Annotated in this window: 14 protein-coding genes; 8 read left to right on the top strand and 6 right to left on the bottom strand. The window is 55.8% G+C overall.

What is annotated here, in order from left to right:
• Nucleotides 1–23: 23 nt before the first annotated feature.
• The 4 genes from AC54AF_RS05600 (at nt 24) to AC54AF_RS05585 (ending at nt 3,126) form a co-directional block, all read left to right on the top strand.
• Complete coding sequence (locus AC54AF_RS05600; RefSeq protein ID WP_496635724.1) at nt 24–830, top strand: TatD family hydrolase; 807 nt, start codon at nt 24–26, stop codon at nt 828–830.
• Nucleotides 827–2,068: a PQQ-dependent sugar dehydrogenase gene (locus tag AC54AF_RS05595; protein ID WP_496635723.1), complete on the top strand. Its 1,242-nt coding sequence runs from the start codon at nt 827–829 to the stop codon at nt 2,066–2,068. Before AC54AF_RS05600 ends, AC54AF_RS05595 begins: the two co-directional genes overlap by 4 nt.
• A 193-nt stretch (nt 2,069–2,261) precedes the next feature.
• The gene (locus AC54AF_RS05590; protein ID WP_496635722.1) at nt 2,262–2,651 is read left to right on the top strand and encodes a Rap1a/Tai family immunity protein; all 390 of its coding nucleotides are present in this window, start codon (nt 2,262–2,264) and stop codon (nt 2,649–2,651) included.
• Between the two features lies 1 nt (nt 2,652).
• Entirely contained in the window at nt 2,653–3,126 is a 474-nt protein-coding gene (locus tag AC54AF_RS05585) for a T6SS effector amidase Tae4 family protein (RefSeq protein WP_496635721.1), read from the top strand.
• A gap of 3 nt (nt 3,127–3,129) precedes the next feature.
• Here the strand turns inward: AC54AF_RS05585 and AC54AF_RS05580 are convergent, their stop codons facing one another.
• A complete protein-coding gene (locus AC54AF_RS05580; protein WP_496635720.1) occupies nt 3,130–5,115 on the bottom strand; it encodes a helicase-related protein in 1,986 nt (661 codons plus the stop codon).
• Nucleotides 5,116–5,200: 85 nt separating this feature from the next.
• Nucleotides 5,201–6,034, bottom strand: coding sequence for a class I SAM-dependent methyltransferase (locus tag AC54AF_RS05575; RefSeq protein WP_496635719.1), 834 nt, complete (start codon nt 6,032–6,034; stop codon nt 5,201–5,203).
• Nucleotides 6,035–6,229: 195 nt separating this feature from the next.
• On the opposite strand from AC54AF_RS05575, the gene AC54AF_RS05570 reads away from it, so the two are divergent.
• Nucleotides 6,230–7,021, top strand: coding sequence for a ComEC/Rec2 family competence protein (locus AC54AF_RS05570; protein WP_496635718.1), 792 nt, complete (start codon nt 6,230–6,232; stop codon nt 7,019–7,021).
• Nucleotides 7,022–7,157: 136 nt separating this feature from the next.
• On the opposite strand, the gene AC54AF_RS05565 is transcribed toward AC54AF_RS05570, so the two are convergent.
• Nucleotides 7,158–7,529: a helix-turn-helix domain-containing protein gene (locus tag AC54AF_RS05565; protein ID WP_496635717.1), complete on the bottom strand. Its 372-nt coding sequence runs from the start codon at nt 7,527–7,529 to the stop codon at nt 7,158–7,160.
• 350 nt (nt 7,530–7,879) lie between these two features.
• Between AC54AF_RS05565 and AC54AF_RS05560 the strand changes: the two genes are divergently transcribed.
• The 3 genes from AC54AF_RS05560 (at nt 7,880) to AC54AF_RS05550 (ending at nt 10,905) form a co-directional block, all read left to right on the top strand.
• Nucleotides 7,880–8,317: a hypothetical protein gene (locus AC54AF_RS05560; RefSeq protein WP_496635716.1), complete on the top strand. Its 438-nt coding sequence runs from the start codon at nt 7,880–7,882 to the stop codon at nt 8,315–8,317.
• Between the two features lie 164 nt (nt 8,318–8,481).
• Nucleotides 8,482–10,317, top strand: coding sequence for a recombinase family protein (locus AC54AF_RS05555; protein WP_496635715.1), 1,836 nt, complete (start codon nt 8,482–8,484; stop codon nt 10,315–10,317).
• Between the two features lie 177 nt (nt 10,318–10,494).
• The gene (locus AC54AF_RS05550; RefSeq protein ID WP_496635714.1) at nt 10,495–10,905 is read left to right on the top strand and encodes an AbiU2 domain-containing protein; all 411 of its coding nucleotides are present in this window, start codon (nt 10,495–10,497) and stop codon (nt 10,903–10,905) included.
• A gap of 22 nt (nt 10,906–10,927) precedes the next feature.
• Here the strand turns inward: AC54AF_RS05550 and AC54AF_RS05545 are convergent, their stop codons facing one another.
• From AC54AF_RS05545 to AC54AF_RS05535, 3 genes are all read right to left on the bottom strand, one after another.
• Nucleotides 10,928–11,506, bottom strand: a complete 579-nt coding sequence (locus tag AC54AF_RS05545; protein WP_496635713.1) for a hypothetical protein — start codon at nt 11,504–11,506, stop codon at nt 10,928–10,930.
• A gap of 57 nt (nt 11,507–11,563) precedes the next feature.
• Complete coding sequence (locus tag AC54AF_RS05540) at nt 11,564–12,613, bottom strand: hypothetical protein (RefSeq protein WP_496635712.1); 1,050 nt, start codon at nt 12,611–12,613, stop codon at nt 11,564–11,566.
• Between the two features lie 326 nt (nt 12,614–12,939).
• Nucleotides 12,940–13,128: a hypothetical protein gene (locus tag AC54AF_RS05535; RefSeq protein WP_496635711.1), complete on the bottom strand. Its 189-nt coding sequence runs from the start codon at nt 13,126–13,128 to the stop codon at nt 12,940–12,942.
• Between the last annotated feature and the right edge of the window lie 222 nt (nt 13,129–13,350).

Genomic DNA, 13,350 nt, shown 5'->3' with positions numbered 1-13,350 from the left:
CTGAGCAATACCAGGAGTCCGCCATGTGGATCGACACGCATTGCCACCTCGACGCGCATGAATTCGGCAGCGAATCGCTGCAGGTGGCGGCGCGCGCGCGGCAGCAGGGCGTGGCGATGATCGTCATCCCCGCCGTCGAGCGGGCCAATTTCGCCATCGTGCGCGACCTGGCGGCAGCGGCGCCCAACGCCTGCTATGCGCTGGGCATCCACCCGATCTACGTGCCGCACGCCACCGAGGACGATCTGATCGCCCTGCGCGATGCCGTACAAGCTGCGATGGCCGATCCGAATTTTGTGGCCATCGGCGAAATCGGCCTCGACTTCTTCCTCCCCATGCTGTGCGAACCGGCCATGCGCGCCAGGCAGGAGCATTTTTTGCGCGAGCAGCTGAAGATTGCCCGCGACTTCGATCTGCCCGTGCTGGCCCACGTGCGCCGCTCGCAGGACATCGTCCTCAAGCACGCGCGCCAGATCCGCCCGAACGGCGGTATCGCGCATGCGTTCAACGGCAGCTTCCAGCAGGCGCAGGGCTACATCGACCTCGGTTTCAAGCTCGGTTTCGGTGGCGCCATGACCTTTACCCGCGCGCTGCAGATACGCCGCATGGCGACGGAATTGCCGCTCGACGCCATCGTGCTGGAGACGGATGCGCCCGACATTTCCCCAAGCTGGATCCACCCGGGCCGCAACAGCCCGGAAGCATTGCCGCGCATCGGCGCCGTGCTGGCCGAACTGCGCGGCCTCGATATTGCACAAGTGGCGCTTGCCACCAGCGCCAACGCGCGCGCCGTGCTGCCCCGATTACCCCTGATGGAAACACCCTCATGAACAAGAAGATCATCGCGGGCGCCCTGGCAGCCTGCATGTCCACCATGTTGGCGCCCGCCCTGGCGGCCGTAAATGCCCTGTGCGACGGCATGCCGCGCCTCGACGTCGCCACGCCGGCCGGTTTTTGCGTGGCCGTGCTGGCAGACGGACTGAAATTTCCGCGTGGCGTGCTGCCGCTGACGAACGGCGACATCCTCGTCACGGACATGGCGGGTTGGGCGGCGAAGCAGGGTAAATTGTGGCTGTTGCAGCGCAGGGCGGCCGGCGCCGGCTACGAGCGCAAGCTCCTGTTCGACAAGCTCGATCGCCCGAACGGCATCGTGCAGGGACCGGACGGCATGGTCTACGTGGGCGAGGTGGGACGCATCTTCCGCTTCGACCTGCGCGATCCCTCGCGCGCGCTCACCGACATCATCGGCGGCACGGCGAAGACGCCGCGCCTGCCGGGCCTCGGTTTGCACCTGCTGACGACCATGCGTTTCAGCCCCAAGGGCGACCTGTATGTGAACGTGGGCTCGAGCACCGACCATTGCGAGAACGATGGCAAGGCGCCCGATCCGGCCAAGGCCTGTCCTTCGGCGGAAGGTCCGGAAGCGCTGGGCGCCATCCGCGAGTACGCGATGGCCTGGCCGGCCGGCACGGTGACGGGCTGGCGCACGCATGCGCGCGGCTTGCGCAATTCGATGGCGCTGGCCTTCCACCCGGCCACGGGCGAGCTGTGGCAGGCGGAGAATTCGCGCGACGCCATCCAGGCCGCCATGCCGCAGCTGAAAAGCGACGAAAACCTGCCGCACGAGGAACTCAACCTGATCAAGGCCGACCGGCACTATGGCTGGCCGTACTGCTACGACGACAACGTCGCCAGTCCCGAATATCCGAAGACGGCTTGCGCCGTCCAGTACGCGGCGCCGCAGCGTTTGCTGCCCGGCCACGCCGCGCCGCTGGGCATGACCTTTTACACGGCCAGCCGCTTCCCGGCGTTGTACAGGAATAGCCTGATCATCGGCTACCACGGTTACCGCAGCAATGGCCACCGCCTGGTGGCCCTGCTGCCCGACAAGGCCGGTGCGCCGCTGGGCAAGTCCGTCGACCTGATCGGCAACTGGGAGCGCAAGGGCAAGCAGGGCAGGGGCGCGCCCGTCGACGTGAAGCAGGGCCAGGATGGCGATATCTATATGGCCGATGACCATAATGGGCTGGTCCTCAAGCTGCATTACGCGGGGCCGGGCACGCCGTAACGTTCACCGGCCTCGCAGACGTAGGTCGGGTTAGGCCAAAGGCCGTAACCCGACAACCGTAGCGCCAACAATGTCGTCGGATTACGCGCGCCCTTCGGACGCGCTAATCCGACCTACGCTTGACCTCGCTCAGTGCGGGACAGCCGCATCCTTCTACAATCGGCCAGACCTTCCCCACTGACCATGGATGGCCATGCATGTCTCCTCCCTTCTCATTGTATTGAGCCTGGGCCTCCCCGGCGCCCGCGGGCAGGGCGTGGCCTATCCTCCGGCGCCGCGCCTGAGTGCCGACCAGCTGATCGCGTATTACCAGGAAGGGCCGGCCAAGGGAGCGATGGCCGATGCTGTCTTCCTGCTCGATCAGCGCTACGCCAAAGGCTACCTGGCCGGCGTATCCGATGCGGCGCAGGGCCGTCTGTGGTGCGACACGGGCCGCGTGAAGTCGCTGGAAATCGATGCGCAGGTCGTTGCTGACTTGAAGAAATTGCCTGCCAGAACCCGCCAGGGCGACGCATCGGCCCTGGTCGTCGCCATCCTGGCGCGGCGTTTTCCCTGTTCCACTCCATCACCCACGGGAGGCTGACGTGAAACCTGCATTCATCAAGCTGCGAGAGAACTATTCGAGCGTGGCCGCCGTCGACCAGGCCACCCTGTTCGGCGAAATCGGCTGGGAAGACTTGATCGGCAAGGACAGCTTTGCCAATACCTGCGCCATCCGCGTCAGCCTGGCCCTGATCAAGGCCGGCGTCCAGGTCAAAGGCCGCATAGCCATCCGCAAGGGGCCGTTCAAGGGCGCGCTGATCGAGCCGGGACAGGCCAAGCTGGCGCACATGCTGGCTAGCCCGTCCATGTTTGGCGCACCCGAAAAGTTCGGCAGGGACGCGGCCATCGCCGGCATCGGCCAGCGCAAGGGTCTCGTCGCCTTCTTCCGCATTCCCGGCTACCTGGGCGGCGCGGGCGGGCATATCGACATCCTGCTGCCATCCATCGGCGTACAGGTGTGCGGCAGCGAGTGCTACTGGACCTGCGCCGAAGTGTGGTTCTGGGAATTGCGCTGACGCCTATTTGAACTTCTTCGACCGTCCGCGCGAAGCCGCATTGTGCGCGCGCAGGATGGAGTCGACCCGTTCCGACGCATCGCGTGACAGGTTTTGCGCCACGGCGATATCGGGGAAGAACTCGGGCAGGCGGTAGCTGAGCCAGGCATACGCCGAGTAGTAGCGGCAAGTGTCTTCCACCTGCTGCAGATTCTGCGTGCTTGCGCCATACGCGTGCTGCCGCAAGGTGCTCGTTTTTCCCTGAGACAGATTCTTCGACCAGTGTTCCCACGCCGTTTGCAAGGACGGCACCTTGCTCGATATCGGCACCAGCGACAGCGTGAACTTGTCGGCCACGGACAAGGGCAGGGTGTCGAGCCAGACGGCGCGCTCCTTCTGGTCTTCCGTGATGCGCGGGAAGAAGAAGCCGTCCGGCACGTCGATATTGTGGATGAAGCGGCGCAGCAGTTTTGACAGCGACAGTTCGCCCGTCACCGACGAAATGCGGTGCAGGTGTTCGAGCGAAGGCGCCACGGCAAAGCCGCTGGTGTTCAGCGGGTGCAGCTTTTCCTTGAGCAGGGCGCGCATCACTTCATGCGTCTCGTTGTCGTAGCCGGCCACCAGGCCCTCTTCATGTACGCCGTAGCGGCCCGCGCGTCCGGCGATCTGGCGCGCCAGCGCGGCGGAAATCTCTTCCTCTTCGCGGCCATTGTATTTGACGCAGGTGGTCATGACGATGCGCGCGATCGGCATGTTCAGGCCCATCGCCAGCGCGTCTGTGCCGACGACGATATCGGCCGTGCCATCGCGGAAGCGCTGCGCCTGCGCGCGCCGCACTTCGGGCGACAGGTTGCCGTAGACGGTGGCCACGGACAGCCCCGTTTCCGTGATCATGTCGCGCCACATCAGCACCTCGCGGCGCGAAAAGGCGATGACGGCGTCGCCGCGGCGCAGGTTGCGCACCTTGCGCACGGCGCTCGGCTCCATCGACAGCGGCGCCATGCGTTTCAGGACATGCACCTCCAGCGGGCAGTCGAGGCGCTCGGCCAGCGCCTCGATGGCGCGCCGCGCTTCCGGCGCTCCCACCAGGTACACGGTGTGGGCGGGCGCGCCGCAGACGGCCGCCGTCCATGCGGCGCCCCGGTCCGGGTCGGCCAGCATCTGGATTTCATCGATGACGGCCACCTCGACGACGGTTTTCGTGTCCAGCATTTCCACCGTGCTGGCCACGTGCGTGGCGCCGTCGACGACCCTGCGCTCCTCGCCCGTGATCAGGCTCACGGCCAGCGGCTTGCCGTGCGGCGCGGCTTCCTGCAGGCGTTCGTAGTTTTCCAGGGCCAGCAAGCGCAATGGCGCCAGGTAGATGCCGCTCTTTGCTTTCACCAGCGCTTCCATGGCGCGGTGCGTCTTGCCGGAATTCGTGGGCCCCAGCAGGGCGATGAAGCGGCGCGGCAGGCGCCGGGCCATCTCGAACGAGGCGGGATACTCGGCCAGGTTGATGCTCTGGCGCGTGCGCGCCGCGTGCTGTTCTTCCTGCTGGCGCTCGATGGCGTGATGGAAGCGCTGGCGGATGCGGTCGAAGACCATGCCGGCCGGCTCCGACGTCTGCATGTCGGCCAAGGTGTGCAGGAAGACCATCGGGTCCGTGTCCACGTCTTCGCTCAGGCCCGCGATATCGGCGACGAAATCGATCACATGCTGGCGCAGCTCCTCGAAGACGGCCGCGCTGGCCCGTTCGCGCACCAGGGCCAGCTTTGTTTCGCGTTCCATCTTGCGCCACTTGGCCGGCCGCGCCAGCACGCCCTGCGCGGGCACCAGCGCATACGGCACCACCAGGTGGCCCGCCTTGACCACGCCGGAAAAGCGCACGAAGACGCGGCCTTCCATCTTGACCAGGCGGATATGCTCGGCCAGCTCCCCCAGTTCCGCGACCAGGGTGGCGTCGTTATTGTCTTCGGTGCTGTCGGAAATGTCGGTGGAAGTGTCGGGAGGAAGTGCGGAGGAAGTCATGTCGTGCCTGGGTGTTGAAGTAAGCGAGGCCGATTATACCGTCGATGGCGGTGGCCGGTGCTGACTGGCCTCGGCGCTTGCACGTTCAGGCGGCACGCGCCCGCACCAGGCGCAGGCCCCAGCCGGTGGCGATCTTGCCATCGCCGTCTTGCAGCGGCGCCACGGCATCCAGAAACGCGCCGCGCAGGCGCTGCCTGGCGTCGTCGTCCAGGCGGTCGATGTCGTAGGTGTCCGTCAGGGCGGCCCACAGTTCGTCGGGCGTGGGCGTCCATGGCACGTCGATGTCGGCAAAGGCGACATGGGTGAAAGCGCCATCGAGCAGCTCGCGCCAGCCGGATTCGGAACCTGCGCGCCGGTCGCCGAAGCGCAGCGGCGGCAGCGCGGTGCTGGCGATGGGCTTGAACACTCGCATGAAAACGTCGTTCACTTCGCCCAACAGGAAAGTGCGGCCGACGATTGCCCCGAACTGGCCGCCGGGGCGCAGCACGCGGCGCATTTCGCGCACGACCTGTTCGATGTCGTCCATCAGCATCAGCGCCATGTGCGAGACGAGATAATCGACGCTGGCCGATGGCAGGTCCAGCGCCTGGCCGCGGCCTTGCTGCAGATGCACGGAGGCGGGCAGGGTGGCGCGCGCGGCGGCCAGTTCCGCCTGGCTCATGTCGACGCCGAGCAGTTGCAGCCCAGGCTGCTGCCTGGCTGCCAGCAAACCCAGCAGATGGCCATCGCCGCAGCCCAGGTCCAGCACGGTTAATGGCGTGTCCACGGCCGGTATCAGGCTGGTCAGCACGTCGTAGGACGAGGTCCAGCTGCTGGCGCGGGAACTGGCCGGCAGATGGGCAAACGCGGCGCTGGTGACGCCGACTTGCCTTTGATGAAAGTCCTGCAAATAGGTTTCGGCCGCTGTCAGTAGGGTCATGCAAGGTCCGCAAAGTCGTGGCGCCATGGCGCAGGATGGTCATCTTAGCATGCGGAAAGTTTCGACTGCGGTGGTGCCGGATGGCGTGCATGCGTGTTCTTATCTACGCCACCATTGCGCCAGATCAGATGGCAACGAGTCGAAAGCGATCAGAGTATCTGAGTCCCTTTCGCAGCGAGCGGATTTTGCTTTCTCATGCGCACCCTGATACTCGGCTTTGCCGCTGGCGCCGCCTGCTTGCAGACGCAGGCCAGCTTGCCATCGCACGCGGGCGCGCTGCTGTGGGTGATCGCTGGCTTAGGGTTCATGGTGAGTCTGACGCTGCGCCGCCACGCGCGCTGGCGCTGCGTTGTCGCGCTTGCCACTGGCGTGGGACTGGGCTTTTATTGGGCAGCCTGGCTGGCCCAGGCCGCCCTGGCGCCGCAACTGGCGCTGGCCGATGAAGGGCAGGACCTCATCGTCGCGGGCACCATCGCCAGTCTGCCGTACCGCTTCGAGCAGGGCGTGCGCTTCAATTTTGCCGTGGAGAAGGCGGTGGGCGCCAAGGTGCCGCCCCTGATCGCCCTGTCCTGGTACGCGGGGTTTCGCGATGCAGTGACGAACGCGGTGGGCGACGTGCAGCCGGGCGAGCGCTGGCGCCTCACGGTGCGGCTGCAGCGCCCGCATGGCAATGCGAATCCCATGGGCTTCGACTACGAGGCGTGGCTGCTGGAGCAGGGCGTGCGCGCCACGGGCTATGTGCGGCCGCAGCCGCGCGCCGATACGCCGAATGTGCGCATGGCGGCCTTCGTGCCCGGCTTCGGCAATGTGGTGGAAGCCAGCCGAGCGGCCCTGCGCGCACGCATCCAGCGCAGCCTGGAAGGCAAGCAGTATGCGGGCGTGATCGTGGCGCTGGTGGTGGGCGACCAGCGCGCCATTGCCCAGTCGGACTGGCAAGTGTTCAATCGCACGGGCGTGAGCCATTTGATCTCAATAAGGTGTCTATGAATACATATTTTTAGTGCTTCACCTCCAGTTGTATTCAGCTGAAAAGTCCTTCGAATCGTGTAGGCCGATGTGGAGCGTTAAGTGCTTAGCTTAAGTCGCATGGCCGCATGGCCGCATGACTGCTAAAAGCATGGACCTATGTTGAGGAGACACCTTCTTTTTGCCTACCATTCTTACTGAGATGATTCGATAGCTTTTCAACCACAGAAACAATGACCTGCCTGTCTACGACAGAGTTGCGCATGAGCATCTGATCGATGTACGCAGCTTGATCTGATGGTCTTTGGCTCCCTTCGATCAAAAAGGTCTCAACGCCGCAGTCAAACAAATCAGCCAGTTCATAAAGTTTTAAAATCCCTGGACTTACTAATCCCCGTTCGATACGGGAAAACGCCTCGGTACCAATCCTCAATCCCTCTGCCACTTCCTCTTGCGTTAGACCTGCAATCTTTCTCTTACGAGCAATGGTGTCGCCAATCTTCTTGTTGATCGCTTGTTCGTTTGCCATAACCACCTCAAATTTTATCCAACTCGAATGGTGGTCTATCGACTCTTTCTTCGTAACGACTATAAAGGGTGATAATCAACTATTTACATCTAAAAAATACAGGTATATAGTTGCAATACAACCCTACGGGTTGATTTTGAGGTATGCGCGTCAAAAAATGTCTTTTTGGCAAATATCTTGTGTGTATCTCGGTTTTTAAACTTCAAAATGGTAGTAGTTGGGAGGAATGCAATTTCGACGGTCAATATTTCTTGTAGTGATTAAATTGGATGATAAAGTCCGAAGATAATATTTAATTGTTATTGATTTATTAATAAATCATTCGTTTATTAGGGAAGGGAAAATGTATCGTGAACGACAAAATAAGTAATGATGGGCAAGGGAGTGAAATGAAAAGGCGACCGTCTTGGTTGTTGATTGGGGCAATTGTAGCAATCCCGTATATTGGCGCATGGTTCACGCTTAAAAGTGGGTATAGCAAACTAGTACGTATTCTGGCTTTTTCGTGGATGGGTTTGGTTGTAATTGGAGCCATGGCGCCAAAACATACATCAAGTAGTCACGAGGCTTCTTCTGTCCAAGCTGATGTTATGGCCGAACAAGTAGTATTGACTCCAATATCGCCCGCTCAAGCGAATAGGCAAATAATTGATGCTATGAGCGCAAAGGGAGGCAGGTGTGCTCAACACGCTTTCGCTCTTAGGAACGAGCTTCAAATGGCAGAACGTTTTGGTAATGATACGCGATTTCTTCAAGCGCTTGGACGTGCAACCGAAGAGGGGTGTTAATAAAATGGTTTTGCTTAAAGAGATTAATGTTGTGCCTGAGATGAAATAATTGCGTAAAAATTAAATTTAAAAATAATATTGGAGTGACTGAAAAGTCACTCCATTTTTTTGTTTTTTTATAGGGATTTATTGTAAATTATAATATGTTATAATGCATAGGAGAGTTGTGGGGTGAATTTATTATTTTAGGGGGGCGCGTGCCAGTTGCGTATAGTTATGTTCGTTTTTCAACGGCTGAGCAAAAAAGAGGTGATTCACTTCGTAGGCAGTTAGAGTTGTCGGAGAAGTATGCTATCGAGAATTCCCTTACATTAGATAATAGTTTTCATTTGCATGATCTTGGGTTATCAGCTTTCGATAGATCTAATATTGATCGCGGTGCATTGGGTGGTTTTTTAGAAGCAATTAAACAGCACCGGATATCACCAGGTTCTTATCTCTTAGTCGAATCGTTAGACCGACTTTCGAGGGATAAAGTCTTGGCGGCCCTTGAGATTTTTATTTCAATTTTGAGTCATGGAATAACGATCGTGACTTTGGCAGATCGTATGATTTATAGTAGTGAGTCGGTCGGAAGTAATTTTGGAAATTTAATAATATCAATTACAGTAATGGCTCGTGCGCATGAAGAGTCTGTAACTAAGAGCCGTCGAATTCTAGCCGCATGGGAGGCCAAACGATCAAATATTGACCGGAAAAAACTTACGGCTCAATGTCCTCGTTGGCTTAAGCTCAACGAGGAAAAAACAGAATTTTTATTTGTTCCAGAACGTGCTGCGTTAGTGATCGAAATTTTGTCTTGGCACAAATCTGGTCTAGGTCAATCAGTAATTGCAAAAATGCTTAACCAAAGAAATGAAAAGCCATTTGGTCATGGAAAAGGTTGGCATTCTTCATATATTCAGAAAATTATTAACAGTGTTGCACTTTATGGTGAATTCCAACCCCATATTTGGAACAGAGGAGAGAGTAGCGCGGAGGGCGAAGCGATTCAAAACTATTTTCCGGCATTGATTACAAAAGAAGAGTTTAATCTTCTAAAAAATTTACGATCAGAGCGCCGTTTTCCAGGTGCTAGAGCAAAAAAAAGCACCGATATACCTAACCTGCTAAGTGGTATTGTTAAGTGTGGTTATTGTGGTAGTACTATGGTTTTAACTACTACTTCAGCAAAAAGAATTAGGTCGGAAGATAGTGGCGGAGTTATGCGCCCTTCAAAGAAGGTGCTTGTTTGTGATGGTGCAAGGCGGGGATTGGGGTGTTATGCAGTTCAGTGGGATTATAATGCGATTGAGAAAAGTTTTCTTTCCTTTTGTTCATCGATAGATCTTCCGATGTTGCTCAATGATTCGCAAAGATTAGAGGTCGATAAAAAACGAGAAATGAATGTCTCGGAACGTCTAATTTCCGTAAATGTATCAATAATTGATTGTGAGTCGAGGTTGGATAAATTATTATCTGCGCTCGAAACCGCTCAAGGTTCTGACGCAATTGTTCGACGAATAAAAAAGGTCGAATTAGATTTGTCTAAAATGTCTGCTGAAAAAATAGTCTTAGAGCGTGAATTTTCTTCTCTCATGACAACGAAGCATAACATTTCAGCTCATGCTGAGTCTATTCAGAATGCAATAGAAACGATTAATTCGCTTACTGGTGAACAACGGTTAATAACTAGGTCTATGCTTTCCGAAAACATCCGGAATTTGATTGAGGCTGTAAAATTATACCCTGCAGGAAGACTTATTGCGCCAGAGAAGTTAGCTTCGTTGCGAAGTGAGTTGCTTGCTAATGGATGGGAAGAGGGAAGGGTTGATGAGTATCTCGCTACTACTTACCGAACCAAACCACTGCGCACAGGCCGGGGAATCCGAGGGCGTTATGCTTCACGTGCTGATATAGGACGATTTTTTGTTATTAAAGCTCGAAATGGTAGCACGAGGGTTGTCTTTCCAGATTTTGAAGATCCGTCAAAGGTGCTGGTAAATTTAGGCGAAGCATAACCTGTCCTAAGTTCTGGAAACAGTTACTGCCTATGGCAATGTTTATAACCTCTTTGGAGTCTCCTGATGAGGCCTCTTGACTTAAAGAAGGTTCTTTCTATAGGGTTATAGCCCTAAACTACGACTAAGGTTCAGGTCATCCTGGATGATGATACAAACATATTAAATGTGGCTTGAGTGGGTGGCGGCACTGGGCAATCGTCGAATGGCGTCAATCAGTGTATGAGGGACGCCCTAGAGCCAAAGAGGGACGCTGTCGTCAAGCTAGTTCAGAAATATTCCGAGGGCGGATCAAGTTTCGTCGTGATTGAGAAGCTCCGAGCGCTGCAGCATGAGCGCCTAGCGCATCGGCAAACATTGCAGTCAAGCGAGACGAGAGTGGATGCTTCCGATCAAGAAATTGAAGCTTTCTACAAAGACAATTTAGAGCTTGTCAGCCTTCTTCTTTCGCTAGTGATGGCAACAGCTTTTGATCTTACGGAGGCTGCAGGCGTCTATCGCCACCATGCAAAATTCTTCTGGGCAAACGCACGCGGTGAGCGAACCGAAGGTCATCCAAACTACCTCGCACCAAAGCTACCGCTTTAGCTCTTGGGCTATTGGGTGCGGGTTAGCTCAGGTGAATTGGGCGTGGTGCCTCTGTAGGTTTCGTGACAGTAAGGCGGTGACTTACATCCGGGGCTTTCCTGACTTTGCCATCCTCAAGTCGACTTAGGAAGAGCTGCAGTTCAACACAAACGTTCGACAAGGTGGACCAAAGCTTTTCTCGGTCGCTACCTTCGATCGGCTTTTGATCGAAGGTGTATCCACTTAACTGCCCTATCATTGCTCTAATGTCATTTTGCTCCAACGAAACGCCTTCCCAATTATGGGCATATCGATTGCGCACTTTTCGCAGTATCTCCATGTCTTTAAACTGATCCTCAGTTGCAAGACCAAATGCGTACACCGCTTTGATACGGCTGCTTAAGGTGCCAATTGGCGCATTAAATCCGGAGATCAGCTCACGAGTGGCCTTACAATCTCTGAAATAAGCCAGTAAAAGGCGGCCTAGCGTGTCCTCGATAAAGGTCGCTAGAGACAGTACCATCGCATGGTCGTCCTGGCTGTGGACCAATCGTAGGAATCGATTCAGGTTTTTAAGTGAACCTTCGTCATCAGGATCGTCGGGATTTTGGTCAACTGGCATAGCCTTGGTGAAATCTGTGTAAAAAAATAAGTCTACTTGAAAACGTGCTGAGCAGTTTTAATTTTTATCGAACTTGAGGTCATAGCCTGTGCGTTCCAGGACTAGCGCGGATAAGGCAGCGGTATCGACAGGCTTGGCGCAACGCCATCCGTCGTGTTCGCTGAAAAATGCGTTAGAAGTGCTGCGGAGGTATTCGTGTACGACGTCGATGACTTCGCGCTCAAGACGGAAGTAGATGTTCCACTTCGCTTCCTTGCCGACTTGTACAATCGGCTTGAGCATGTTCCAAATCTCTTTGATGCTCGCGAGCATTTCCTGCACTTGCGGGTCTCCTTTGATTCGTTCAAGCGTATCGCGGTTATAGCCCAACTGTTCGAACGTGGAACAGGTGTAGTGCGGGATCAGACGGGCACCGTTGTAGAGGCTATTGATAACCGCTTTTGATTGCTGCAGTGTCAATCCCGATAGCTCAGAGAAATGCTTACGGAACGCGGCTTTTTCATCGAGGTACTTTTGCACGCCGGTCAGCTTTTCAGCAGGAAGTCCACTGATGCGTGCTGTCTGCGCCAATAGATTAGGTGCGCAGGCAGAAATGTCGTAGTCGTAAGGTAAATATTTCGACCAGAATTTTTCTTTCTCGCTGCGGCGCATGTTCTGTAGTCCGTGCCAGAGGCGCTCAGATTTCTCGCGATACTTGAACTCAAGGGTGCATAGTTCATGCTGATAGTTTTTTTCGTACTTCTGTAAATCGGTGAGTCCAATTGCTGTTTCGCCCATCATCGAGCGGATACGTGCAACAGCACCTTCGCGAAGCCTATAACCGTACACCAATTTGCCTGGCTGGTAGATGCCAGTCTGAATCAACAGGTTGTAGCGCAGCCACTTCGACAGTGGGTTTTGCTGTTGGCCAAACACGTCAGTGATCGACAGCTTTTTTGCTAAAGGCGAACCCTTCTTTGTACTCGGGACAGCCCGAATATTTGTAGGATGGTGTTCAAACAGATTTGAGTCACACCAAGCGAGGACAGACGACACACGTTTCCGAACCCGCTTATCATGCAGGTTAGGGGTGTACGCCTCGTTAGGTTTGGTGAGCTTCAATGCCATTCCAATCTTTCTTCAATGCTTCGAGCACATCTTCTTAGGTAATTCCTACTTCTTGCATTACCAATTTGGCCCATCAGTGCCATTTCAGAACCGCTGTGCGTACGCCAGATTCCAGCGCAATAGTCACTTCGTGTTTCGCTTCTGCGATTTTCTTATCACTGACGTGATCATAACCGGCCGCGAAGGCGTTTAGGTTGATGAACCTGAGCCCTCGGCCAGCTACGAGCCTAATCTTCAAGACTTCGGGATCATCCGTCTTATAGCCTCGAACCTTCCATCCGCGCTTCAGTGTAAGTTCCTTGGCCTTGATGAGAGCCAGCTCGGTTTTAGTCGTCCTTGACACCCACGTTGTCTGCGAAGCGTGCCATCGACAGCTTACCGACGTAGCCCGCAAAGCTACGTGCTTGACCCTGATAGGGGCCAACCAAATCGCGGCCTTTCAGTTCATTCAATACGTTGGTCAGCAGCGCAGACAGTTTCAAGTCGTCCAGCGAGTTTATTTCTTCTTTGTTCATGGTGTTCTCCTGTAGTTGTGTAATGTGCATAATTGCAAACTTTACTACTTTATATACAGGGAATGGGGAGTATAGATGGTTTTCAGGAAGCTCGGAGCTGCATGATTTTTTTCATTGTCAAATGTATTGCAGATGATCTAAGAACGACGCCATACACCTGCATGCAAATTTTTTTGCGGTTTTCCCCGTTATGTTAGAGCGCTTACTTAGCTATAGCTCTAT

The sequence above is a fragment of the Janthinobacterium sp. JF4 genome (genome assembly GCF_059617925.1).
The sequence above is the reverse complement of the archived record's forward strand: the minus strand, read 5'-3'. Positions and strand labels throughout refer to the sequence as shown.